Annotated in this window: 23 protein-coding genes and 2 tRNA genes; 18 read left to right on the forward strand and 7 right to left on the reverse strand. The window is 70.6% G+C overall.

Annotation, left to right across the window (positions count from 1 at the left end):
• The first annotated feature begins 118 nt into the window (after nt 1-118).
• The 3 genes from ACWGI6_RS17970 to ACWGI6_RS17980 are packed head-to-tail and all read left to right on the forward strand — an operon-like array spanning nt 119 to nt 2,873.
• Nucleotides 119-1,186 carry a chorismate-binding protein gene (locus ACWGI6_RS17970; protein WP_453268393.1) on the forward strand — a complete coding sequence of 356 codons (1,068 nt, stop codon included), beginning with the start codon at nt 119-121 and terminating at the stop codon, nt 1,184-1,186.
• Nucleotides 1,183-2,007: an aminotransferase class IV gene (locus ACWGI6_RS17975; RefSeq protein ID WP_453268394.1), complete on the forward strand. Its 825-nt coding sequence runs from the start codon at nt 1,183-1,185 to the stop codon at nt 2,005-2,007. The genes ACWGI6_RS17970 and ACWGI6_RS17975 overlap by 4 nt, the downstream gene beginning before the upstream one ends.
• Before the next feature lie 35 nt (nt 2,008-2,042).
• Nucleotides 2,043-2,873 (forward strand): GNAT family N-acetyltransferase, encoded by an 831-nt coding sequence (locus ACWGI6_RS17980; protein WP_453268395.1) that lies wholly within the window; start codon nt 2,043-2,045, stop codon nt 2,871-2,873.
• A gap of 26 nt (nt 2,874-2,899) precedes the next feature.
• Here the strand turns inward: ACWGI6_RS17980 and ACWGI6_RS17985 are convergent, their stop codons facing one another.
• Nucleotides 2,900-3,427 (reverse strand): DsbA family protein, encoded by a 528-nt coding sequence (locus tag ACWGI6_RS17985; RefSeq protein WP_453268396.1) that lies wholly within the window; start codon nt 3,425-3,427, stop codon nt 2,900-2,902.
• A gap of 196 nt (nt 3,428-3,623) precedes the next feature.
• On the opposite strand from ACWGI6_RS17985, the gene ACWGI6_RS17990 reads away from it, so the two are divergent.
• Together ACWGI6_RS17990 and ACWGI6_RS17995 are read left to right on the forward strand one after the other, a co-directional pair.
• A complete protein-coding gene (locus tag ACWGI6_RS17990) occupies nt 3,624-4,085 on the forward strand; it encodes a hypothetical protein (protein WP_393906117.1) in 462 nt (153 codons plus the stop codon).
• A 68-nt stretch (nt 4,086-4,153) separates the two neighbouring features.
• Entirely contained in the window at nt 4,154-4,309 is a 156-nt protein-coding gene (locus tag ACWGI6_RS17995) for a hypothetical protein (RefSeq protein WP_018087659.1), read from the forward strand.
• A 50-nt stretch (nt 4,310-4,359) separates the two neighbouring features.
• Here ACWGI6_RS17995 and ACWGI6_RS18000 read toward each other — a convergent pair whose 3' ends face one another.
• Both ACWGI6_RS18000 and ACWGI6_RS18005 read right to left on the reverse strand, forming a co-directional pair.
• Nucleotides 4,360-4,929, reverse strand: a complete 570-nt coding sequence (locus ACWGI6_RS18000) for a CGNR zinc finger domain-containing protein (RefSeq protein WP_453268397.1) — start codon at nt 4,927-4,929, stop codon at nt 4,360-4,362.
• 227 nt (nt 4,930-5,156) lie between these two features.
• A complete protein-coding gene (locus ACWGI6_RS18005) occupies nt 5,157-5,570 on the reverse strand; it encodes an SsgA family sporulation/cell division regulator (protein ID WP_003959770.1) in 414 nt (137 codons plus the stop codon).
• A 190-nt stretch (nt 5,571-5,760) separates the two neighbouring features.
• Here ACWGI6_RS18005 and ACWGI6_RS18010 point away from each other — a divergent pair, with 190 nt between their 5' ends.
• The 4 genes from ACWGI6_RS18010 (at nt 5,761) to ACWGI6_RS18025 (ending at nt 7,046) form a co-directional block, all read left to right on the forward strand.
• Nucleotides 5,761-6,192, forward strand: coding sequence for a TIGR02611 family protein (locus ACWGI6_RS18010; RefSeq protein WP_453268398.1), 432 nt, complete (start codon nt 5,761-5,763; stop codon nt 6,190-6,192).
• A 54-nt stretch (nt 6,193-6,246) separates the two neighbouring features.
• Nucleotides 6,247-6,318, forward strand: a tRNA-Val gene (locus tag ACWGI6_RS18015).
• A gap of 86 nt (nt 6,319-6,404) precedes the next feature.
• Entirely contained in the window at nt 6,405-6,866 is a 462-nt protein-coding gene (locus ACWGI6_RS18020; protein WP_393906114.1) for an SRPBCC family protein, read from the forward strand.
• Nucleotides 6,867-6,974: 108 nt separating this feature from the next.
• A tRNA-Val gene (locus tag ACWGI6_RS18025) sits at nt 6,975-7,046 on the forward strand.
• 115 nt (nt 7,047-7,161) lie between these two features.
• Here ACWGI6_RS18025 and ACWGI6_RS18030 read toward each other — a convergent pair.
• Nucleotides 7,162-7,887 carry an exonuclease domain-containing protein gene (locus ACWGI6_RS18030; RefSeq protein ID WP_453268415.1) on the reverse strand — a complete coding sequence of 242 codons (726 nt, stop codon included), beginning with the start codon at nt 7,885-7,887 and terminating at the stop codon, nt 7,162-7,164.
• A gap of 199 nt (nt 7,888-8,086) precedes the next feature.
• On the opposite strand from ACWGI6_RS18030, the gene ACWGI6_RS18035 reads away from it, so the two are divergent.
• The 3 genes from ACWGI6_RS18035 (at nt 8,087) to thrS (ending at nt 11,922) form a co-directional block, all read left to right on the forward strand.
• Complete coding sequence (locus ACWGI6_RS18035) at nt 8,087-8,653, forward strand: DUF4365 domain-containing protein (RefSeq protein ID WP_453268399.1); 567 nt, start codon at nt 8,087-8,089, stop codon at nt 8,651-8,653.
• Nucleotides 8,653-9,831, forward strand: a complete 1,179-nt coding sequence (locus ACWGI6_RS18040) for a hypothetical protein (RefSeq protein WP_453268400.1) — start codon at nt 8,653-8,655, stop codon at nt 9,829-9,831. The genes ACWGI6_RS18035 and ACWGI6_RS18040 overlap by 1 nt, the downstream gene beginning before the upstream one ends.
• A gap of 111 nt (nt 9,832-9,942) precedes the next feature.
• Nucleotides 9,943-11,922 (forward strand): threonine--tRNA ligase, encoded by a 1,980-nt coding sequence (thrS, locus tag ACWGI6_RS18045; RefSeq protein WP_453268401.1) that lies wholly within the window; start codon nt 9,943-9,945, stop codon nt 11,920-11,922.
• A 54-nt stretch (nt 11,923-11,976) separates the two neighbouring features.
• Here the strand turns inward: thrS and ACWGI6_RS18050 are convergent, their stop codons facing one another.
• Nucleotides 11,977-12,618 (reverse strand): potassium channel family protein, encoded by a 642-nt coding sequence (locus tag ACWGI6_RS18050; protein WP_453268402.1) that lies wholly within the window; start codon nt 12,616-12,618, stop codon nt 11,977-11,979.
• A gap of 67 nt (nt 12,619-12,685) precedes the next feature.
• On the opposite strand from ACWGI6_RS18050, the gene ACWGI6_RS18055 reads away from it, so the two are divergent.
• The 3 genes from ACWGI6_RS18055 to ACWGI6_RS18065 all read left to right on the forward strand — a co-directional run bounded on the left by ACWGI6_RS18055 (nt 12,686) and on the right by ACWGI6_RS18065 (nt 15,348).
• A complete protein-coding gene (locus ACWGI6_RS18055) occupies nt 12,686-13,243 on the forward strand; it encodes an HIT family protein (protein WP_453268403.1) in 558 nt (185 codons plus the stop codon).
• A gap of 102 nt (nt 13,244-13,345) precedes the next feature.
• Nucleotides 13,346-14,146, forward strand: a complete 801-nt coding sequence (locus ACWGI6_RS18060) for a polysaccharide deacetylase family protein (protein WP_453268404.1) — start codon at nt 13,346-13,348, stop codon at nt 14,144-14,146.
• The gene (locus ACWGI6_RS18065) at nt 14,146-15,348 is read left to right on the forward strand and encodes a YncE family protein (RefSeq protein ID WP_453268405.1); all 1,203 of its coding nucleotides are present in this window, start codon (nt 14,146-14,148) and stop codon (nt 15,346-15,348) included. Before ACWGI6_RS18060 ends, ACWGI6_RS18065 begins: the two co-directional genes overlap by 1 nt.
• 38 nt (nt 15,349-15,386) lie before the next feature.
• Here ACWGI6_RS18065 and ACWGI6_RS18070 read toward each other — a convergent pair whose 3' ends face one another.
• Nucleotides 15,387-17,066: a hypothetical protein gene (locus ACWGI6_RS18070; protein WP_453268406.1), complete on the reverse strand. Its 1,680-nt coding sequence runs from the start codon at nt 17,064-17,066 to the stop codon at nt 15,387-15,389.
• Between the two features lie 184 nt (nt 17,067-17,250).
• Complete coding sequence (locus ACWGI6_RS18075; RefSeq protein ID WP_453268407.1) at nt 17,251-19,449, reverse strand: elongation factor G-like protein EF-G2; 2,199 nt, start codon at nt 19,447-19,449, stop codon at nt 17,251-17,253.
• Between the two features lie 275 nt (nt 19,450-19,724).
• Between ACWGI6_RS18075 and pgsA the strand changes: the two genes are divergently transcribed.
• Genes pgsA through ACWGI6_RS18090 form a run of 3 tightly spaced genes read left to right on the forward strand, consistent with a single transcriptional unit; the run spans nt 19,725 to nt 22,509 of the window.
• Complete coding sequence (gene pgsA / locus ACWGI6_RS18080; protein WP_453268408.1) at nt 19,725-20,381, forward strand: phosphatidylinositol phosphate synthase; 657 nt, start codon at nt 19,725-19,727, stop codon at nt 20,379-20,381.
• Complete coding sequence (locus ACWGI6_RS18085; RefSeq protein WP_453268409.1) at nt 20,378-21,352, forward strand: phosphatidylinositol mannoside acyltransferase; 975 nt, start codon at nt 20,378-20,380, stop codon at nt 21,350-21,352. The genes pgsA and ACWGI6_RS18085 overlap by 4 nt, the downstream gene beginning before the upstream one ends.
• Nucleotides 21,349-22,509: a glycosyltransferase family 4 protein gene (locus ACWGI6_RS18090; RefSeq protein WP_453268410.1), complete on the forward strand. Its 1,161-nt coding sequence runs from the start codon at nt 21,349-21,351 to the stop codon at nt 22,507-22,509. Before ACWGI6_RS18085 ends, ACWGI6_RS18090 begins: the two co-directional genes overlap by 4 nt.
• The last annotated feature ends 306 nt before the right edge of the window (nt 22,510-22,815 follow it).

Genomic DNA, 22,815 nt, shown 5'->3' on the forward strand with positions numbered 1-22,815 from the left:
CGGCGACGTGTTGAACTCTAGCGGATTCCGGGGCCAGTACAAAAACGCGTTTGTGCAGCGTGCTGCGCTGCTCGCTCGGCACAGGCACGGTCCGGGCCGCCGCCATAGACTCGCTGACGTGCACGACTTCGCTCCGATGGCACGCTTCGGCGGCCTGATAGCCACCGACCTGCTGGATGTGACCAGCGATCCCGCAGCTCTGGACTCCACAGGCTGGTGGGCCGTGGCCGCCGACTTCGAGGGCGCGGTGGTCTGCGCCCGCTTCGGCGACGTACGACCGGCCACCGCGGCGGACGGGCCCGCCCCCGACGGCTGGCGCGGCCCCGCACCCGGCGCCTGGACCAGTTCCCTGGACCGCGACGCCTATACCTGCGGGGTGCGGCGCATCCGTGAACACATCGCGGCCGGCGATGTCTACCAGGTGAACCTCTGCCGGGTGCTGACCGCGCCGCTGCCCGACCCCGGCCGTGCCGACGTGGACGCGCTGTCCGCGGTGCTGGCCCGCGGCAACCCGGCGCCGTACGCGGGCACGATCCGGCTGCCCGGCCATGGCGTCGAGATCGCCAGTGCGTCACCGGAGCTGTATCTGCGGCGTGACGACCGGACCGTCGCGTCCGGCCCGATCAAGGGCACCGGCCGGACCGCGGCGGACCTCTCGGCGAAGGACCGGGCGGAGAACGTGATGATCGTGGACCTGGTCCGCAACGATCTCGGCCGGGTCTGTGCCACCGGCTCCGTCACCGTCCCGGCACTGTGCGCCGTCGAGGAGCACCCCGGCCTGGTCCACCTCGTCTCCACCGTGCGCGGTGAACTGGCCGAGGCGAATGAGAAGACCGCCTGGGCGGATCTGCTGGTTGCCACCTTCCCGCCCGGATCGGTCACCGGTGCCCCCAAGTCCAGCGCACTGCGGATCATCGACGAGCTGGAGACCGCGCCCCGCGGCCCGTACTGCGGAGGCATCGGCTGGGTCGACGCGGACCGCCGCACCGGCGAGCTCGCGGTGGGCATCCGTACGTTCTGGATCGACCGCACCCCGCCCGGCGGCCCGGTGCTCCGTTTCGGCGCCGGCGCCGGGATCATCTGGGACTCCGATCCGGAGCGGGAGTGGGCCGAGACCGAGTTGAAGGCGCGCAGGCTGCTCGCGGTAGCGTCGGGCCTGCACGAGGCGAGTGGAGGAAAGCGATGAAGATCTGGCTCAACGGAGGGCTGCAGGACGCCGAGGGCGCCCGGGTCTCGGTCTTCGATCACGGGCTGACGGTCGGCGACGGAGTCTTCGAGACCATCAAGGCCGAGCACGGCCGCGCCTTCGCCCTCACCCGCCATCTGGAGCGCCTGACCACCTCCGCCCGCGGACTCGGGCTGCCCGACCCCGATCTTGACGAGGTGCGGCGCGGCTGCGCGGCGGTCCTCGACGCCAACCCGATGGCGCTGGGCCGGCTGCGGCTCACCTACACCGGCGGCGTCTCACCGCTCGGCTCGGACCGCGGCGACGCCGGTCCCACGCTGGTCATCGCGCTCTCCGAGACCCAACGCCGCCCCGACACCACCGCCGCCGTCACCGTCCCGTGGACCCGCAACGAACGCGGGGCGCTCACCGGCCTGAAGACCACGTCGTACGGCGAGAACGTCGTCGCCCTGGCCCGCGCACGTGAACGGGGCGCTTCCGAGGCGCTGTTCGCCAACACCGTCGGTGCGCTCTGCGAAGGCACCGGCTCCAATGTCTTCGTCGTCCTGGACGGCGAACTGCACACGCCGCCGCTGCACTCCGGCTGCCTGGCGGGCATCACCCGTGCCCTGACCGTCAGCTGGGCCGGCGCCAAGGAGACCGATCTGCCGCTGGACGCCCTGGAGCGGGCCGAGGAGATCTTCCTGACCTCCACCCTGCGCGACGTCCAGGCCGTGACCCGTATCGACCGCCGCCAACTCGCCGACGTCCCGGGCCCGGTGACCACGGAAGCCATGCGGATCTTCGACGAGCAGTCCGCCGCCGACTTCGATCCGCGGTGATGACGGGCCCGCGCAGGGGCGGGTAGAAAGTCCTCGTGACGACAACGCTGCGCCCCGCGGGACCGGAAGAACGACACGACGACGGGCGCCGGGCCCGGCCGTACGACATCTGCGTCAACAGCCGCCGGGTCGGCGGGATCCGGCTGACGACGGACGCCCGGTTCGGCCCCGCGGCCGGCCGGATCGCGGAGCTGACCATCGAGGCGCCGGACCGGCAACGCGGCCGCGCCACGGTCGCCGCACTCGCCGCCGAGGAAGTGCTGCGCGGCTGGGGCTGCCGGCAGATCGAGGTGACCGTCCCGGCCGGCGCCCCGGCCGCCGGGCGGCTCGCGGCGGCGCTGGGCTACACCGAGCGCAGCCGCACGATGAGCAAAACCCTCGACGGTCCGCCCCGGCTGCCCGAGGACAGCAGCGACCGTGCGCTGACCGAGTCGGAGTACCCGGCCTGGCGGGACGCCGCGCTCGCCGAGCACGTCCGTACGCAGCTGGGCCAGGGGATGCCCCGCGCACGCGCCGAGGAGACCTCGGCCGCGGGCCATCGCGCCCTGCTGCCGGACGGTGTGGACACGCCCGACCAGGCACTGCGCGTACTGGCTCATCGCGGGGCTGACGTCGGCAGCATCTGGGTCGCCCTGCGGATGCCGGAACAGCCGGGCGGCTATGTCGTCGATCTACGGGTCGCGCCCGCCCATCGCGGGCACGGCCACGGCCGCACCCTGATGCTCGTCGCCGAGCGCGAGAGCCTCGCCGCCGGCCACACCACCCTCGGCCTCAACGTCTACGCGGACAATGCGCCCGCGCTCGGCCTCTACGCGTCGCTGGGCTACCGGCCCACCGGGTATCTGCTGTGGAAGCCGATCCTGTGAGGGAGCCCGGAACGCGCCCATGAGGCTCAGCCCTGGCCGGCCAGCAGCCGGTCGGCGATCTCCTCGATACGGGCGCGCAGCCCCTCCTGGCTCTTGCCGCCGTCCAGCCGCTCGCCGCCGATCACATACGTCGGGGTCCCGGTCACCCCGATCGCCTTGCCCTCGGCCTGGTCCGCGTCGACGACCAGCAGATGCCGCCCGTCGATCAGCGCGGTGTCCAGCTCCTCGGCGTCCATCCCCAGCTCTCCGGCGATCTCCAGCAGCAGCTTCTCGCCGCGCGCGGCGAGCTCGTCGGTACGCGCCAGCACCGCTTCGATGAACGGCCGGCCCTGGCCCTGCTCGATCGCCTCCTCGGCGGCCTGTGCGGCGACGTAGGCGTGCTTGTGCTTGGGGAGGGGGAAGTGGCGCAGCCGGATGTCCAGCCGGTCGCCGTAACGCGCCCGCAGTGCCCGCTGGTCCTCCAGGGCGGCATGGCAGTCCGGGCACTGCAGTTCGCACCACACGTCCAGAACGGGGCGGTCGGTACGGGCGGCGGAGGCGGTGGCGTCGTTCATGGGAGTCAGTCTTCCAGCCCTCCCCCTGCTCACGCCGGGTGGTACCCCGGGCCCGGTGGCCGAACCGGGACCTGCGGAGGAGCGCAACCCCGAGATGTCCCTGAGCCCGCACCGGAACATGGCCCCCATGCGGCCGGACAAGGCAGGATGGAAGGGAGCAGAGTGCCTGCTCGCTCATCATCGGCAGGAGGACCGGATGCTGACCTCGACCGTCTGTGCCGCGGTGTCGGCAGCGGGCCTGGGCATCGCCGCGCTGACGGCTTACCGCAAGCGGTTCCTGGCCGCGACCCGCATCGCCGCTTTTTCCCTGATCCCCGTCGGCCTGGTGATGACCGGCGTCATCGACTGGGTCACCAACATCGTCTTCAAGCCCACGGTCTGGGCCGGCTTCGGTGTGCTCGCGCTCTCCGCCGTGCTGTTCATGATCAGCAGGGGAGTGGAGCGCCGCAGGGGCGGGATCGGCAGCCGCAAGGAGCGCAAGGCCGCGGCGGCCGACCGGTCCGACGCGGTGGCTCCGGCCGCCTCCGCGCCCTCCCTCGGAGCCGCCCGGGGTGCGGCGCAGCCGGCCCCCAAGGGGAAGGCCGCTCAGGGCAAGGGCGGTGCACCCAAGGATGACTTCTCGGACATCGAAGCGATCCTGAAAAAGCACGGGATCTGATGAACTACCCCTGCTGAGGCGCTTATCGGGCGCACTGGGACGATCATCTGCGCCATGATGCGCGCGAGATGAACGATGAGTGCGCCCTCGCCCAAGACGACGCCCCGTCCCCCGAACCGCGCGGTTGCCTGTTCGCGCTGTCCCAGCCGCCGCTGATGCTCTTCCTCGCCGTCATCGGCTTTCTGCTCCTTCTCGGGGCAGTGCACGACCTTTTTCTCCTGTGAGGCGGTAGGTGCCGCCGCTCCGCGCCCTGCCGGGGCGCCGCGACCGGCGCTCAGCCCGCTGCGGCCTCCCGCCGCCGAGCCCGGTAGGCCGCGACATGTAGCCGGTTTCCGCAGGTGCGGCTGTCGCAGTAGCGCCGGGAGCGGTTGCGGGAGAGGTCGACGAAGGCATGCCGGCAGTCCGGCGCCTCGCAGTGCCGCAGCCGCTCGCGCTCCCCGGCGACGACGATGAAGGCCAGCGCCATCCCGCCGTCCGCGGCCAGATGCTCGGCGACCGACGCGCCCGGCGCGAAGTAGTGGACGTGCCAGTCGTACCCGTCGTGATCGGTCAGCTGCGGTGTGGTGCCCGCCGAGGCGACCAGCGAGTTCAGCTGTTCGGCCGCGGTGCGGTCGTCATCGGCCGCGAAGATCCGCGCGAACCGCGCGCGGACGGACCGTACGGCCGCCAGGTCGCCGGCACCGAGCGGACCCACGTCGCTGACGTCGTTGCGCCGGACGAAGTCCTCAAGGCCCGCGAGGTCGGTCAGGCTGTCCGGCGCTCCGGGCGATTCGCCCTCCGGAGCGGTGTTCAGCAGATCGACGACCGCTTCCAGCGCGCACCGGGTGTCATGGCTGATCATCACGGTTCCGCTCCCTGGCAGGGTGGGGCCGGACGGGTACCGCCCCTGGTGTCGTTGCCGAATGGTCGCCGACTCTAGCGCCTGGAACAAGCTTCAGCGCCGACTCCGCGGTGGGTCCGCGGCGACGACGCCGAAGTGTGCCGTATGAACTTGTCGGTCCTGCGCCGTCTCCCCGAGTCGGACGGACGCAAGCGTGAGCGGTTGGGTGCTTTCGGTAACCGGTCTGCGTCTCAGCTCTCCGCGAGAATGTGGGAGAGCTCGGTGTCGAGATCAAAATGCCGGTGCTCCGTACCGGGTGGTACGGCGGCATCGGTCCTTTTGAGGAACGACTCGAGAGCCCGTGCGGGCGCCTCGAGCAGGGCTTCGCCTTCCGGCGAGCTCAGGGCGATGCAGACAACGCCCTGTCCGTGGCTCCGGGACGGCCATACACGGACGTCTCCGGTGCCTGTGGGCCGGTGCAGGCCCTCGGCGAGGAGATCGCGGGCGAAAACCCACTCGACAGTCTCCTCGGCTCCGGTATGGAAGGTGGCATGCACGGCATAGGGATCGGCCGTGTCATACCGCAGGCCCGCGGGTACAGGCAGTGAGGACTCGCTCGACACAACGAGGCGCAGGTGCAGCTCGCAGCTGACCGTGGTGTTCATAAGCGCCAGGGCCTTTCGCTCAGTGTGCGCTCGGGGATTCGCACGTCGGCGAAATCGACATGCCACCTACGGTGCCGTTGTAAACCCCTCTGACGGTTTTGTGTGGCTTCAGGTACCTCTTCCGGCGGATTGCGAGATCGTCCTCGGCGGTAATTCCGCCGGACCCATCCCGTCCGGTAAGTTTGTGGGTATGAATACGCAGAGTAACGGGGGGCCCGGAACGGTGGAGGAGGACGCCGCTCCGGCCGAGCAGCCGCTCGGTTCGAGAGCGCCGCACTTCATCAAGCGCTCCCGGCCGCTGCATCTGAGCTGGCAGGTCGGCGTCTTCGTCGTCGGCCTCGCGGTCGTGGTGGGCGGCGTGATCATGCTGCCGCTGCCGGGGCCGGGCTGGCTGGTGATCTTCGGCGGTATGGCGATCTGGGCGACGGAATTCGTCTGGGCCCAGTTGGTGCTGCGCTGGACCAAGCGGAAGGTCACGGAAGCGGCCCAGAAGGCACTCGATCCGGCGGTGCGGCGACGCAACATCATTCTGACCACCATCGGCCTGGTGATCATCGCCGCGGCGCTCGCGGTCTATGTCTGGAAGTTCGGCTTCGCGATGCCGTGGCACGTCTCCGAGTGATGTCGGCATGGTCGGAACCGCCCGCCGACGTGGGGTAATGTTGGCGGTGCGCCCGGGCGATTAGCTCAGTGGGAGAGCGCTTCGTTCACACCGAAGAGGTCACTGGTTCGAACCCAGTATCGCCCACCCCGGACGACGGCCCGGAGACTTCAAGTCTCCGGGCTGTCGCTGTTGTTGGGTGCGCGCGCCCCGCTGGGGCGCACACTGGGATCATGCCCGCCTGGTCTCGCCGACTGCATCGCTACCGCTTCCGCAGCGTATGGCTGCTCAACGCCCCGCCGACCGTCGTCTACGCCGTCCTCGAACGCGCCGAGGCATACCCCCGGTGGTGGCCCCAGGTCCGCGAGGTGAACCCGCTCGACGACCGCAGCGGCACCGCCCGCTTCCGGTCGCTGCTGCCGTACGACCTGACGGTCGTGGCGAGCGAGCGCGTACGGGACCCGGGAGCGGGAGTGCTGGAGATAGAGATGCGCGGAGACCTGGCCGGCTGGGCGCGCTGGACGGTGGTGCCCGGCGCCGGCGGCACCCGCGCCGTCTTCGAGCAGGACGTCGAGGTCTGCAAGCCGCTGCTGCGGCGGTTCGCGCTGCTCGGCCGGCCGGTGTTCCTCGCCAATCACGCGCTGATGATGCGGGCCGGGCGCCGCGGTCTTGCCGCCTGGCTGGCCCGCGGATGAGGTGCCCGGGCCCGGCGGTCCGGGACCGCGGCGGAACAGGAATTTGATGGAAGGCCCGGGCGGCCTGTATTGTTCTGCTCGTTCGCGAGGGAAACCTCGTCGACGCCCGGGCGATTAGCTCAGTGGGAGAGCGCTTCGTTCACACCGAAGAGGTCACTGGTTCGAACCCAGTATCGCCCACCGGGATCAAGAACCGGGCCGCCAAAAAGCGGCCCGGTTCTTTTTGTTGGAGAACACGGCACCGGGAATTCCGTCCGGCGCCTTTGCCGGTCGCTCCGGAATTGCTGATGAGGGATCAGGCCGCGGCGGGGAGTTCGGGACGCAGCGGCCAATGCGGATCAACGGTTTCGGGGTTGCCGCTGCGGGCGAACCAGGCCTGCAGCCCGCGCGCCTGGGCGGCGTACCAGAGCGCCTGGCGGGTGTGCAGCTCCGCCGGCTGCAGCCCCTCCAGGCGGTCCGCGTAGCGGTGCCCCAGCGCCCGGACGACGTGCAGCGCGGCGAGCGCGTCGGCGGCCGCCTCATGGGCGTCCGTCAGCTCGACCTCGTAGTGCGCGCACAGGTCGGTGAGCGTACGGCGGCCCTTGCGGTAGCGGTCCAGGTGTTTGTCGAGGACGTGGGGATCGAGGATGCGCAGCGGATGGGCGCCCAGGTAGGCGCCGAGCGAGCTGGCGCGGTGCCGCTTCAACTCGCGTTCCAGGAGGGTGAGATCGAACGGGGCGTTCATCACGACCAGCGGGCGCCCGGCCACCGACTGGGCGGCCAGGGCGCGCGCGACCTCCTCCAGCACCGGCGCGGGCCAGCGGCCGTGCAGCGCGAGATGGTCGGCCGTCAGGCCGTGTACCGCCGTGGCGGCCTCGGGTATCTCGACGCCCGGGTTGATCAGCCAACGGGTGATCCGGGGCGCGGAACGCGGTGTCTCCTGGACCACCAGGGCGGCGGAGACGATGCGGTCGCGCTCGACATCGATCCCCGTGGTCTCGGTGTCGAAGGCGGCAAGTGGACCGTCATACCAGCACGGCATCATCCCAACTCCTCGCGCTCGTACAGGGGATGACATGCGCGCCACCCGAGCTGGTGATACCCGAGCCGCGCGGTGGTCGAACCGTCTTTGTTTGCGGACCACTTGACGCGGAGACAACCAGAGGGACGGGCCGACGCGCTCCGCCTTCTCCCCGTCATCCACTCACATCGATCGGCACAGCCCGGAAGGCACCCCCGCGATGACGCTCGCGCAGCCCGAACCGGGCGGGCTGCTGCCCCAGCTGACCACACCGCAGCGCGGCGGACTCGCCACCACGGCCTGCATGGAGACCCTCCAGGTGGGCTATCTGCACGCGGTCGCCGCCGCCTCCGGATGTTCGCTGGCGCAGCCCTTCCCGGACAACGGAATCGACTGGCACGTCAGCCATGGCGCGCCCGGCCACACCGTCGACGACGAAGTCACCATCAAGGTGCAGCTCAAGTGCACCTACCAGACCGCACCCCGCCCGCCGGGGCCGACCTTCGCCTTCACGCTCGACAACGACCATCTGGTGAAGCTGGCCCGTACGCCCGTATCGGTACACAAGATCCTGGTCGTGATGCTGGTCCCACGGACCCAGGAGGACTGGCTGCGGGCCGGCCACGACCGTCTCGAACTGCGGCACTGCTGCTACTGGATCAATCTGGCCGGCCATCCGGTGACCGGCCGGCGCAGGACCACCGTGCGGATCCCGACCGCGCGGATCTTCGACGACCGAGCGCTCTGCGAGATCATGACGCGGGTCGGGGCGGGAGGGAGACCCTGATGTACCGGCCGACCGACGAATACGATGCGCGGCTCCTGGATCCCGCGCAGCTCGATCCGGCGGTGCTCAGCGCGCTGCTGGCCCGGCACGGCTGGCGGCGCCGGGGCGGGGCCGCGGGCCACTACGCCCGGTGGACGCCGCCCGGCGGGGCCGGCGGCACCAGCCTGCTGGTGCCGCACGACCGCCGCTTCCCCGACAGCGGGGAGCTGCTCGCGGAGGCGCTGGCGGCGCTGGCGCAGAGCTCCTCGTCCTCCGCCCGCGAGGTGCTGGTGGGGCTCGCGGTGCCCAGCGACGAGGTGCGCTGGGAGCGCGAGGTCCCCGACGGCGGCTCGGGGGCCGCGTACTGGATCGCGCAGGAACAGCTGCGCGGCGCGGCCCGCTCGATGCTGATCGCCGGGGCGCTGGGGACGTACGGCCGGGCCGGCTACTACGGCGCCCGGCACAAACGGCAGGCCGAGGGGTTCATGGGCGAGGTGCTGGTCGGTCCGGCGGCGGCCGGGCGCCGGCTGACCGCGTTCGTCCCGGTGCACGGCGGGCGCAGTGCGGTCGCCGGGCTGCAGCGGGCGCTGCACGCGGTCCGCGACGCCACCGACTACCAGCGGGCCACCGGCGGTATGGAGGCCTACGACGCGGCCGTCGAGCTGGGGGTCTGCCATGAGCTGGTCCAGGCACTGATCGCGCTGGTGCGGGACGCGGAGGGGGTGCGGATCGCGGTCGAGTGGTCGCCGGGGGCCGGGGTCCCGGCAGGCTGCCCGGCCCGCCCCGAGCCGGTGGAGTTCTCGCCCGGCGATCTGCCCGCGCTGCAGCAGGCCGCCCAGCGTTACGTCCGCGATGAGCCGTCGCTGCCGGTCCGGGTGACCGGCGCGGTGATACGGCTGCGCAGGGAGCGGCCGGGCGGGCCCGGCACGGCGCGGCTGCGGGTGATCACCGGGGCGGATGTGGTCCAGGTGCGGGTCGCGCTGGGGGAGGAGGACTACCGCATCGCCGGGCATGCGCACCTGGTGGGACTGCCCATCCGGGTGAGCGGGCGGCTGGAGAGCCGGGGCGGGTTCCGCCGGATCACCGGCGGCCGTGATGTCACGCCCGTACAGGTCGACGAGGCGGAGCGGGACCGGCTGCTGAAGTCGCTGCAGGAGAACCTCGACTTTTTCGAGGAGGCGTGCGGCGCCGAGGAATAGCGGCTTTCGAGCCGGGGTGGTGAAACCGTTTCGCGGTCGGGTCCGGTGGATCGGTACGATTCGGCTGCGCAGCAATCGCTGACGTGAAGAGACATGAGTCAGGAGAGACCGGTGTCAGACGTCCGTGTGACCGTCCAACGCGATTCCGAGCGGGAAGAACGCGTGGTGACCACGGGCACTACGGCCGCCGACCTCTTCCAGGGCGAGCGCAGCGTCGTGGCCGCGCGGGTGGCCGGAGAGCTGAAGGATCTGGCGTACGAGGTCGCCGACGGCGACGCGGTCGAGCCCGTCGAGATCACCTCCGAGGACGGTCTGAACATCCTGCGGCACTCCACCGCGCATGTGATGGCGCAGGCCGTCCAGGAGCTGTTCCCGCAGGCGAAGCTCGGCATCGGTCCGCCGATCAAGGACGGCTTCTACTACGACTTCGACGTCGAGACCCCGTTCCACCCCGACGATCTCAAGCGCATCGAGAAGAAGATGCAGGAGATCCAGAAGCGGGGGCAGAAGTTCGCGCGCCGGTCGGTCAGCGATGACGCCGCGCGCGAGGAGCTGGCCGACGAGCCGTACAAGATCGAGCTGATCGGGCTCAAGGGCTCGGCCGCGGACGCCGCCGAGGGCGCCTCCGCCGAGGTCGGCGCCGGCGAGCTGACCATCTACGACAACCTCGACGCCAAGACCGGCGAGCTGTGCTGGAAGGACCTGTGCCGCGGTCCGCACCTCCCCAGCACCCGTGCCATCCCGGCGTTCAAGCTGATGCGCTCGGCCGCCGCCTACTGGCGCGGCAGCGAGAAGAACAAGCAGCTGCAGCGGATCTACGGCACCGCCTGGCCGACCAAGGACGAGCTCAAGGCGCACCTGGAGTTCCTCGCCGAGGCCGAGAAGCGCGACCACCGCAAGCTCGGTGCGGAGCTCGACCTGTTCTCCATTCCCGAGGACATCGGTTCGGGCCTGGCGGTCTTCCACCCCAAGGGCGGCATCATCCGCCGGGTCATGGAGGACTACTCCCGCCGGCGTCACGAGGAGTCGGGGTACGAGTTCGTCTATACCCCCCACGCCACCAAGGGGAAGCTGTTCGAGAAGTCGGGCCACCTGGACTGGTACGCCGACGGCATGTACCCGCCCATGCAGCTCGACGAGGGCGTGGACTACTACCTCAAGCCCATGAACTGCCCGATGCACAACCTGATCTTCGACGCGCGCGGCCGTTCGTACCGTGAACTGCCGCTGCGCCTCTTCGAGTTCGGGACCGTGTACCGGTACGAGAAGTCGGGCGTCGTGCACGGCCTCACCCGCGCCCGCGGCTTCACCCAGGACGACGCGCACATCTACTGCACCAAGGAGCAGATGGCGGACGAGCTGGACGCCACGCTCACCTTCGTCCTCGACCTGCTGCGCGATTACGGTCTGACCGACTTCTACCTGGAGCTCTCCACCAAGGACCCGGAGAAGTTCGTCGGCTCGGACGAGGCATGGGAGGAGGCCACCGAGACGCTGCGGAAGGTGGCCGAGAAGCAGGGGCTGCCGCTGGTCCCGGACCCGGGCGGCGCCGCGTTCTACGGCCCGAAGATCTCCGTGCAGACCAAGGACGCCATCGGCCGTACGTGGCAGATGTCGACCGTCCAGCTGGACTTCAACCTGCCGGAGCGGTTCGACCTGGAGTACACCGCGGCCGACGGCACCAAGCAGCGTCCGGTGATGGTCCACCGCGCGCTGTTCGGTTCCATCGAGCGGTTCTTCGCGGTGCTGCTGGAGCACTACGCGGGTGCGTTCCCGGCATGGCTGGCGCCGGTCCAGGCGACCGGTATCCCGATCGGCGATGCGCATGTCCCGTATCTGCAGGACTTCGCCGCACAGGCGAAGGCCAAGGGGCTGCGGATCGAGGTGGACTCCTCGTCGGACCGGATGCAGAAGAAGATCAGGAACGCGCAGAAGGCCAAGGTCCCGTTCATGATCATCGCCGGTGACGAGGACGTCGCCAACGGCGCGGTCTCCTTCCGCTACCGCGACGGGTCGCAGAAGAACGGCATTCCGCGCGACGAGGCGATCGCCGAGATCCTCGACGTCGTGGAGCGTCGCGCCCAGGTGTGACGCCCGCCAGGTGAGCAACAGGGCCCCGGAGAGCGACCGCTCTCCGGGGCTCCGTCATGTCTCGCCCTCCTGCCGGAAGCGGCGCAGCAGCCAGGAGGAGAAGGAGCCCACCACCGCACCGACCAGCGCCACCCCGACGAACATCAGCGCCACCGCGACCACCCGGCCGCGCGCGGTGACGGGGGTGGCATCGCCGTACCCCGTCGTCGTCAGCGTCGAGCAGGCCCACCACACCGCGTCGCCGAAGGTGTGGATGTTCGCGCCCGGGGCGGACCGCTCGTCGTGGTAGACGGCCAGGCTGGCGGCGAAGCCCAGCAGCAGCGAGGTGAGCCCGGTGTACGCCATCACCCGCGCTTCGAGGACGAGCCGCGGGTGGTCCCGGCGCCGCTGCATCCGCTCGTGCATGTCGATGATCCGCAGCGGCCGCAGCAGGGGCAGTACGGTCACGATCAGATCCAGCCAGCGGGTGCGCAGAAAGTGCCGCCGGTCGTTGCTGAACGCCAGCCGCGCCAGATATTCGACGACGAAGAAGCTCCAGCTGACGACGGTGACCAGCTCCCACCAGGTCCGCCAGCCGGGGGAGAGGCCGGGGACCAGGACCCGTACCGCGTAGGAGGTGAGGAAGAGGAGGGAGGCGGCAAGGAGATACGGCTGGGCGCTTCGCTCCCAGTCCCACAGCCGCTGCTCCCTGTCCACCGGCTCAGCATCGCGGAGCGGGCTACGGTATGCGCCCCAACGACACGGCGCCAACGGGCGAAGCCATATGCTGGCCCGTATGACAAGCGAGCCGGAGCAGCAGATCGGAGTCGGGACGCAGGACGCCTTCCAGCGCCTGTGGACGCCCCACCGGATGGCTTACATCCAGGGTGAGAACAAGCCGACCGGCCCGGGTGCCGGCGACGGCTGTCCGTTCTGCACGATCCCCGCGAAGTCGGACGAGGACGGCCTCGTGATCGCGCGCGGCGAGCATGTCTACGCGGTGCTGAACCTGTACCCGTACAACGGCGGTCACCTCATGATCGTCCCGTTCCGGCACGTCGCCGACTACACGGAGCTGGACGTACCGGAGACCGCGGAGCTGGCCGAGCTGACGAAGCGGGCGATGACCGCGCTGCGCACCGCCTCCGGGGCGCACGGCTTCAACATCGGGATGAACCAGGGCACCGTCGCCGGCGCCGGGATCGCGGCCCATCTCCACCAGCATGTCGTCCCGCGCTGGGGCGGCGACACCAACTTCATGCCGGTGGTCGGGCACACCAAGGTGCTGCCCCAACTCCTCGCCGACACACGGACGATGCTCGCGGACGCCTGGCCCGCGTAGAGCGCCTCCGGTCTCGTCCGGGGCCGGTGGCCGAGGCGACACGCACCCGAATGAATCGGACAGATCGCACTAATCCGGATTAGTTGCCTCTCTAATGGGGTGGTGACTTCCCTAGACCGTCGCTCCGTGCTGCGCGCGGCCGCCTCGGCCGCGGCCGCCGGTGCGCTGGTGTCGGGCTGCGACCCGCACCGGGACGAGGACGCCGGCGCCGTACGGTCCGCCGGCGGGCCGAGCGCTTCCCCTGCGGGCCAGGCCCCACCCGTCCGGGCACACGCCGCCCGGCCACCGACCAGGGTGCCCGGCCTGCCCGTACAGATCGCCCACGGGCCGCGGCGGGGGCATGCGGTCGCGCTGACCTTCCACGGCAGGGGCGACCCCAAGATGGCGACCGCCCTCCTCGGCGAGGCCGAGCGGGCCGGGGCCAAGGTCACCGTGCTCGCCATCGGCGACTGGCTCGACGCGCAGCCCGCGATGGCCCGCCGGATCCTCGACGGCGGCCATGAGCTGGGCAATCACACCATGCACCACCGCAACATCTGCGCCCTCCCGGCCGCCGAGGCCTACGCCGAGATCACCCGGTGCGCCGACCGGCTGCGCGCCCTCACCGGAACCATCGGCAGCTGGTTCCGTCCCTCGCAGACCCAGCGGGCCACGGACCTGGTGACCGCCCTGGCCCGCAAGGCCGGCTATCCGCACGTCCTGTCCTACGACGTCGACTCCCTCGACGCGAGCGACCCCGGAGCCCCGGCCGTCCGGCGCACGGTCCTGGACGCGGTCGAGCCGGGCTCGGTCGTGAGCCTCCACCTCGGGCACGCCGGCACGGTGGCGGCGCTGCCCCCGATCCTCGACGGCCTCCGCCGACGCGGTCTGCGCGCGGTGACGACAACGGAGCTAGTGACCTGATGGCTGACCGGAACCGTACCCACGACCGTCCCCGTCTCCGCGCGCGCCACCGGGCCGCGCTGCTCGCCGTGGCCTGCGCGCTGGTGGCGGCGGGCTGTGGCGGCGGCGAGAGCGAACCGGCCGGGCACAGCCCGCGGCCGGTCGAACGCGCGCCGGTCAACGCCGCCAAGCCGGGCCTGCCCGGGATGCCGCCGCTGCTGGACGAGCACGACCTCTACGCGGCGGACCGGCCGGGCCGGCTGGCGCCGCAGGTCAAGGACTTCCCCTCGCGGATCTATGTCCCCAACACCGGCTCCGACACGGTCAGCGTCATCGACCCGAAGACCTACAAGGTCATCGAGACCATTCCGGTGGGCGTACAGCCGCAGCACGTCGTGCCGTCCTGGGACCTGAAGACGCTCTGGGTCAACAACAACCGGGGGCACGACCTCACCCCCATCGACCCCGCCACCGGCAAGGCCGGCAAGCCCGTCAAGGTCCACGACCCGTACAACCTCTACTTCACGCCCAACGGGAAGTACGCCATCGTGATGGCCTCGATGGACCGGCAGTTGGTCTTCCGCGACCCGCACACCATGGAGATCCGCAGGACGCTGCCGGTCAACTGCGGCGGCGTCAACCACGCCGACTTCTCGCCGGACGGGCGGTACTTCATCGTCTCCTGCGAGTTCTCCGGTGAGCTGCTCAAGGTCGACACCGAGAAGATGAAGGTCATCGGCAAGGAGAAGCTGCCGTTCGAGGGGGCGATGCCGCAGGACGTGAAGATCTCCCCGGACGGCAAGACCTGGTACATCGCCGACATGATGGCCGACGGCATCTGGATCCTGAACGGCGACACCTTCGCCCAGCCCAAGCTCATGCCGACCGGCAAGGGTGCCCACGGCCTCTACGTCAGCCGCGACTCGCGCTACATGTACGTCTCCAACCGCGGCGAGGGCTCCATCTCCCGGCTCGACCTCAGGACCGGTGCGCTCGTCGACAAGTGGCACATCCGCGGCGGCGGCAGCCCCGACATGGGCGGCCTGTCCACCGACGGCAAGGTCCTGTGGCTGTCCGGCCGCTACAACTCCGAGGTCTACGCGCTGGACACCCGTACCGGCAAAACCCTGGCCAAGATCCGCGTCGGCCAGGGCCCGCACGGGCTGGCGGTCTACCCACAGCCGGGGCGCTACTCCCTGGGGCACACGGGCATCTTCCGCTAGCCCGTGAGCCCCACTGGGCGGATGAGGCCTAGGCGGGCCTAGGCGTTGTACTCGTCCGCCTTCTGCGGCTCCACTCCCTGGACCATGCCGCTGAGCACCAGGGACCGGTTGGTGAAGCGCTCGGTGTCCACGCCGTTCTCCTTGAGGACGCTCATCGCGGCGGCGTGGACCGAGCGCAGCACCGGGGTCGCGGCACGCAGCGCGTCATCGGCCATGAAGCGGTGGCGCCAGGGCTTGTCGGCCCAGACGTGCCGCAGGCCGAACGGCTCGGGGAGGGTCAGATTGCCGCCGAGGAAGTCCAGGACCGGCGGGAACCAGGTCAGCGGGGCGCGCGCGGCGAGCCGGACCACCTCTTGCGGCTCGATGAGCGGGAGGTGCTGGGTCTTGGTCTCCCAGAACTTGACGACCTTGGCGACGTCCTTGGTCTTGGGCTCGGGCTTGGTCGTGAACAGGCCGTTGACCGGGCCGAGGGCGTGGCCGGTCACTTCGATGCGCAGGGTCTCGTGCAGCACCGTGACGGTGATCATCAGGGTGATCACCAACTGGCCGTCCCACAGGACGAACTGGACGCCGAGGTAGTGACGGTTGCCGCTGCCGAACTGCTGCTCGTTGCAGATCCGCTCTATCTCGTGCCCGCGGATCTGGTACGCCTGCACATGGGTGCCCTCGGGGCGGGTGACGGCGGCGGCCTTCTCCCCGACCGACGAGACGATCCAGTGGCGTACGGACGGCGCAGGGAATCCGCCGGTGTGCAGCGGACTGCGCTCCAGCAGCCGCAGCTTGTCGTGGATCGCCCGGATGACGTCCCAGCTGCGGAACGGGTGGATCTCGCTGCCTTCCTGCGCCGGCGTGAGCTCCTCCGCGAGCTGCCAACTGCCCCAGCGCGTACCCATGCCGAGTATGCCCTTGGGGCCGGCGTAGAAGACCACGTTGCTGCTCTGCTCGGCGGAGATTTTGGCGAGATTCTGCCGGAGGGTTTCGGCGGCGATCTGGTTCGGGTCCTGGGGCACCGCCTCGGGGATCTTCGCGGCCACGCCGCCGCCCTCGAGCAGCCCCTTCCACGACTCCCGCATGGCCACCGCGGTCTTCTCGCAGATCTGCTTGGCCAGCCACCAGCCGATCATCGGGGCGACGACCATGGCGCGGGCGTACATCGGCCAGAAGCCGTTGAACGGCAGCTTGATCATGAAGAACACGGCGAGGACGCCCAGCACCGTCAGCAGCAGTCCGCCGATCAGGGACAGGCCCTTGCCCGCACCGTCCTTGGCGAGCATCTTCCGCAGCTGGAAGACACCCAGCCACAGCAGCACACCGGGCAGGAACAGCAGTCCGAACAGCACCATCAGCAGCGTCAGCTTGGCGTCCCGCTGCTTGCGCACGCGGGTCGCGGACAGACAGTGCTCGACGATGGTCTGCGGCTCGGTCCCGAAGGACTGGATGAGCGCGGCGCGCCCCCCGCCGAGCATCCGCACCTGCACCGCACGCGAGAACGCCTCGCCGAGATTGGGCGCGAACAGCGACAGCTTGGGCTTCTTGATCGCGGACTTGCCGGAGTCGGAGTCGGCCTTGGAGATATCGGCGAGCGGGCTGTCACGGTAGGCGGCCGAGGCCAGCGCCTGGGTCGCCGCCGTCTGCCCGGCGCTCCCCGAGAGCGGGACCTGAGCCCCGGGACTGAAGTCAAAGCCGTCTGCCACTACCGCCCCCCACACCGCACGCATCCGATGATGCGGCTCTTCCCGACTTCCGCCGACGGCACACCTGCTGAGGGCCGGTGTTCGAGCCCGTGACCTCGTGTCCTGCCGTCGCCCCCGGTTCAACGGCAGGCACTCAGCGTACAGCCGCCGTCCAGCCCGGGGGAGTTGAGCTGGACAGCGACCGCTCCAACGGCTGATCCGCCGTTAACTATGCGCCGTTCTCGGCCTGTTCCCGCCACTTGTCGGCGAGCGGCGGCGGCATCGGCTCATGCCGCAGGTGAGCGCGGGAGAACCGCCCGGTGCCGTGGGAGAGGGAGCGAAGATCGATGGCGTACCGGTCGATCTCGATCTCGGGCACCTCGGCCCGCACCACGGTGCGGCCCGCCCCTGACTGCTCCGTACCCACGACCCGGCCGCGGCGCCCCGACAGATCGCTCATCACCTGGCCGACGAAATCGTCCGGAACCATCACGCTCACCTCGGACACCGGTTCGAGGAGTTCGATCCGGACGTCGCCGGCGGCCTCGCGCAGCGCCAGCGCGCCCGCCATCTGGAACGCGGCGTCCGAGGAGTCGACCGAGTGCGCCTTGCCGTCGAGCAGCGTGACGCGGATGTCGACGAGCGGATGTCCGGCGGCGACCCCGCGCTCGGCCTGGGCGCGTACGCCCTTCTCCACGGAGGGGATGAACTGCCGGGGCACCGCGCCGCCCACGACCTTGTCCACGAACTCGATGCCGGAGCCGCCCGGGAGCGGTTCGATCTCGATCTCGCAGATCGCGAACTGGCCGTGGCCGCCGGACTGCTTCACATGGCGCCCGCGGCCCGCTGCGGGGGCGCCGAAGGTCTCCCGCAGCGACACCTTGTGCGCGACCGTGTCCACCTGGACGCCGTAGCGGGCCCGCAGCCGTTCCAGTGCGACATCGACATGTGCCTCGCCCAGGCACCACAGGACCACCTGATGGGTGTCCTGATTGTGCTCCAGGCGCATCGTCGGATCCTCCGCGACCAGGCGGGCAAGGCCCTGCGACAGCTTGTCCTCGTCGGCCTTGCTGTGTGCCTGGATGGCGACCGGAAGCAGCGGGTCCGGCATCGTCCAGGGCTCCATCAGCAGCGGGCTGCCCTTGCCGGACAGGGTGTCGCCGGTCTCGGCGCGGGTCAGCTTCGCCACACAGGCCAGATCGCCGGCGATGGCCTTGGGCAGTGGGCGCTGCTGCTTGCCGAACGGGGTGGACAGCGCGCCGACCCGCTCGTCGACGTCGTGGTCCTCGTGCCCCCGGTCCTGCAGCCCGTGGCCGGATACATGCACCGTCTCGTCCGGGCGCAGGGTGCCGGAGAAGACGCGGACGAGGGAGATCCGGCCGACGTACGGGTCGGAGGAGGTCTTGACCACCTCGGCCGCGAGCGGGCCTGCGGGGTCACAGCTCAGCGCCGGGCGCGCGGCGCCGTCCGGGCTGGTCACGGCGGGTGCCTCGCGCTCCGCGGGGGTCGGGAAGCCGCCGCTGATCAGTTCCAGCAGCTCCACGGTGCCCAGCCCCTGCTTGGAGCCCTCGGCGGCCGGGGCCGCGGCCAGCACGGGGTGGAACGTGCCGCGGGCGACCGCCGTCTCCAGGTCCCCGATGAGGGTCTTGAGATCGATCTCCTCGCCGCCGAGGTAGCGGTCCATCAAGGACTCGTCCTCGCTCTCGGCGATGATCGCCTCGATGAGGCGGTTGCGGGCCGCCTCGATCTGCGGCAGCTCGTCCTCCGTCGGTGCGCGTTCGGTGCGCTCGCCGGAGGAGTAGTCGAAGACCCGTTGGGTGAGCAGGCCGATCAGGCCGTGTACGGGGGAGTGGCCGTCGGCGCCCGGTGTTCCGTACAGCGGGAGGTAGAGGGGGACGACGGCGTCCGGGTCCTCGCCGCCGAACGAGGTCCGGCAGAGCTCGGTCATCTCGTCGAAGTCGGCGCGGGACGCCTCCAGGTGCGTGACGACCAGCGCGCGCGGCATGCCGACGGCCGCGCACTCGTCCCAGACCATCCGGGTCGCGCCGGCCACGCCGTCAGCCGCCGAGACAACGAAAAGGGCCGCGTCCGCTGCGCGCAGACCGGCCCTGAGTTCCCCGACGAAATCGGCGTATCCGGGGGTGTCCAAGATATTGATCTTGACTCCGCCCCAGTCCACCGGGACCAGGGAGAGCTGTACGGAGCGTTGCTGGCGGTGCTCGATCTCGTCGTAGTCGGACAGACAGCCGCCGTCCTCGACCCGGCCCGCCCGGTTGACCGCGCCGGATGCCAGCGCGAGGGCCTCGACCAAGGTGGTCTTCCCCGATCCGCTGTGGCCGACCAGCACCACATTCCGCAGGGACGTGGGCTGGCCGGCCGTTGATGCCCTGCCGGCGGCTCCTGGGTGTGTACTCGGTTTCTCGCTCATGTGTCTCGCCTCCAGGTCGACACTTTGCGGTGATTCGAGCTTTCCACCGAGGTCATGATGCGTCCATACATGGCGCACGGAGCCGGTGCTCCCAAGGGTCCTGTGGCACCGCCCGTGGAGCCCCCGGGCGCGCCCCCGGGCGCGCGAGGGCGTCCCCGAGCCGTGGGATGCACTCTGCGCCGCGATGCGTTCGTGGTGGCCCAAGACCTCCTGGCTACGATGGGCCAGCCGGTGGCCCCTTGACCTCGCGGCCCGTATCGACCTCCGGGAAGGCCATGCTGAACAAGTACGCGCGTGCATTCTTCACGCGTGTTCTCACGCCGTTCGCCGCCCTGCTCATCCGTATCGGCGTCAGCCCGGACGCGGTCACTCTCGTCGGGACCGGAGGCGTGGTGGCCGGCGCCCTGGTCTTCTACCCGCTGGGCGAATTCTTCTGGGGCACGATCGTCATCACCCTGTTCGTCTTCTCCGACCTGGTCGACGGCAACATGGCGCGGCAGCTGGGGCGCTCCAGCCGTTGGGGGGCTTTTCTCGACTCCACCCTCGACCGGGTCGCCGACTCGGCGATCTTCGGTGCTCTCGCCCTGTGGTACGCGGGGCGCGGCGACAGTCTGATGCTCTGTGCGATGGCGATCTTCTGCCTCGCCAGCGGCCAGGTGGTCTCGTACACCAAGGCGCGCGGCGAGGCCATCGGGCTGCCGGTGAACGTCAACGGTCTGGTGGAGCGCGCCGAGCGGCTGGTCATCACGCTGGTCGCCTGCGGGTTGTCGGGTCTGCACGCCTTCGGGGTACCCGGCGTCGAGATTCTGCTGCCGATCGCCCTGTGGATCGTCGGCGTCGGCAGCGTCGTCACCCTCGGGCAGCGCGTGGTGACGGTACGACGGGAGTCGGCCGAGGCCGATGCCATGGCACAAGGGGGAAACAGCGCATGAGTCCAGGCAGGACCCGCCGGCCGCGGTTCGACACCGGCAAACTGACGGATGCGCTCTACGCGCTGGGCTGGAGCACCGTCAAGAAACTGCCCGAGGGCGCCGCCGTACGGCTCGGCCGCCGGATCGCCGACATGGTCTGGAAGCGCCGCGGCAAGGGCGTCCTGCGGCTGGAGGCGAACCTCGCCCGGGTCGTCCCGGACGCCACACCGCAGCGGCTCGCCGAGCTCTCCCGGGCCGGGATGCGCTCGTACATGCGCTACTGGATGGAGTCCTTCCGGCTGCCGGCCTGGAGCAAGGACCGGATAAGGACCGGCTTCGTGCCCGAGGACGTGCACCATCTGGAGGAGGGACTCAAGAGCGACCGCGGCGTCGTCCTCGCGCTGCCGCACATGGGCAACTACGACCTCGCCGGTGCCTGGGTCACCACCAAACTCGGTGTCCCCTTCACCACCGTCGCCCAGCGTCTCAAGCCGGAATCCCTCTACGACCGCTTCGTCGCCTACCGAGAGGGCCTGGGCATGGAGGTGCTGCCGCACACCGGCGGCTCCGCCTTCGGCACGCTCGCCCGGCGGCTGCGGGCCGGTGGCCTGGTCTGCCTGGTCGCCGACCGTGATCTGTCCGCCTCCGGGATAGAGGTCAAGTTCTTCGGAGAGGCCACGAAGATGCCGGCCGGCCCGGCGGTGCTCGCCCTCCAGACCGGTGCCATGCTGCTGCCCGTCACGCTCTGGTACGACGACACCGCTGTGATGCGCGGCCGCATCTACCCGGAGATCGAGGCACCGGAGACCGGCACCCGCGCCGAGCGGGCCGCCCAGATGACCCAGGCGCTCGCCGACGCGTTCGCCTCCGGCATCGCCGACCACCCCGAGGACTGGCACATGCTGCAGCGGCTCTGGCTCGCCGACCTGGAGCCGCGCGAGGAGTCCGGCGCACCGGGCGGCCCCGAGGCGTCCGGAACGGAGACCGCGTGAAGATCGGCATCGTCTGCCCGTACGCCTGGGACGTCCCCGGCGGCGTGCAGTTCCACATCCGGGACCTGGCCGACCATCTGATCCGGCTCGGCCACGAGGTCTCCGTCCTCGCCCCCGCGGACGACGAGACCCCCCTGCCGCCGTACGTCGTCTCCGCCGGCCGCGCCGTCCCCGTCCCGTACAACGGCTCGGTCGCCCGGCTCAACTTCGGGTTCCTCTCCGCGGCCCGGGTGCGCCGCTGGCTGCAGCACGGCGCCTTCGACGTCATCCACATCCACGAACCGGCCTCGCCCTCGCTCGGTCTGCTCGCCTGCTGGGCGGCACAGGGCCCGATCGTGGCGACGTTCCACACCTCCAACCCGCGCTCGCGGGCCATGATCGCCGCGTATCCGATCCTGCAGCCCGCCCTGGAGAAGATCAGCGCACGCATCGCGGTGAGCGAATACGCCCGCCGCACGCTCGTCGAGCACCTCGGCGGCGATGCCGTGGTCATCCCCAACGGCGTGGATGTCGACTTCTTCGCCTCGGCCGGGCCCAAGGCCGAGTGGCAGGGCAAAACGATCGGCTTCATCGGCCGGATCGACGAACCGCGCAAGGGCCTGCCGGTCCTGATGAAGGCGCTGCCCGCGATCCTGGCCGAGGTACCGGACGCCCGGCTGCTGGTCGCCGGACGCGGCGACGAGGAGGAGGCGGTCGCGGCGCTGCCCGCCGAGATGCGCTCCCGGGTCGAGTTCCTCGGCATGGTCAGCGACGAGGACAAGGCCCGGCTGCTGCGCAGCGTCGATGTCTACGTCGCGCCCAACACGGGCGGCGAGTCCTTCGGCATCATCCTCGTCGAGGCGATGTCGGCCGGGGCACCCGTGCTGGCCAGCGACCTCGACGCCTTCGCCCAGGTCCTGGACCAGGGCGAGGCCGGTGAACTGTTCACCAACGAGGACGCGGACGCCCTGGCCACGGCCGCGGTACGCCTCCTCGGCGACCCCGCACGCCTCGCGGAGCTGCGCGAACGCGGCACCCGCCATGTACGCCGCTTCGACTGGTCCACCGTCGGCGCCGACATCCTCGCCGTCTACGAAACGGTCACCACCGGCGCCGCCTCGGTGGCCACCGATGAACGGATGGGGCTACGGGCCCGGCGTTGGCTGGCCAAGGATTGACGTTCCGCTGCGCTTTGCCTTGCTTCCCACGTTTTTGGCTGTCCCGCCGTGGTGGTTGTTCGCCGTTGCGCCTGCGGCGGGCGGGGTCCGCTGCGCGGGGCTGTGGGTGCGGTGACGGACCTCCGGGGCCGGTGTGTGGGACTGCTTCGCTTTACGTCCCACACACCGGCCCCTCCGGCCCGTCCCCTCCCGTGAGTGGAGAAAGTGAACGTGGGTGGGGGCGGGCCACCGACGTGGCCGTTTCCAAGTGATCTACGAGGCGCGCCGGACCCTCCACGAGCACCCCCACCGGCCTTCCCTCACCCC

This window comes from Streptomyces sp. NPDC054786, from assembly GCF_053611685.1.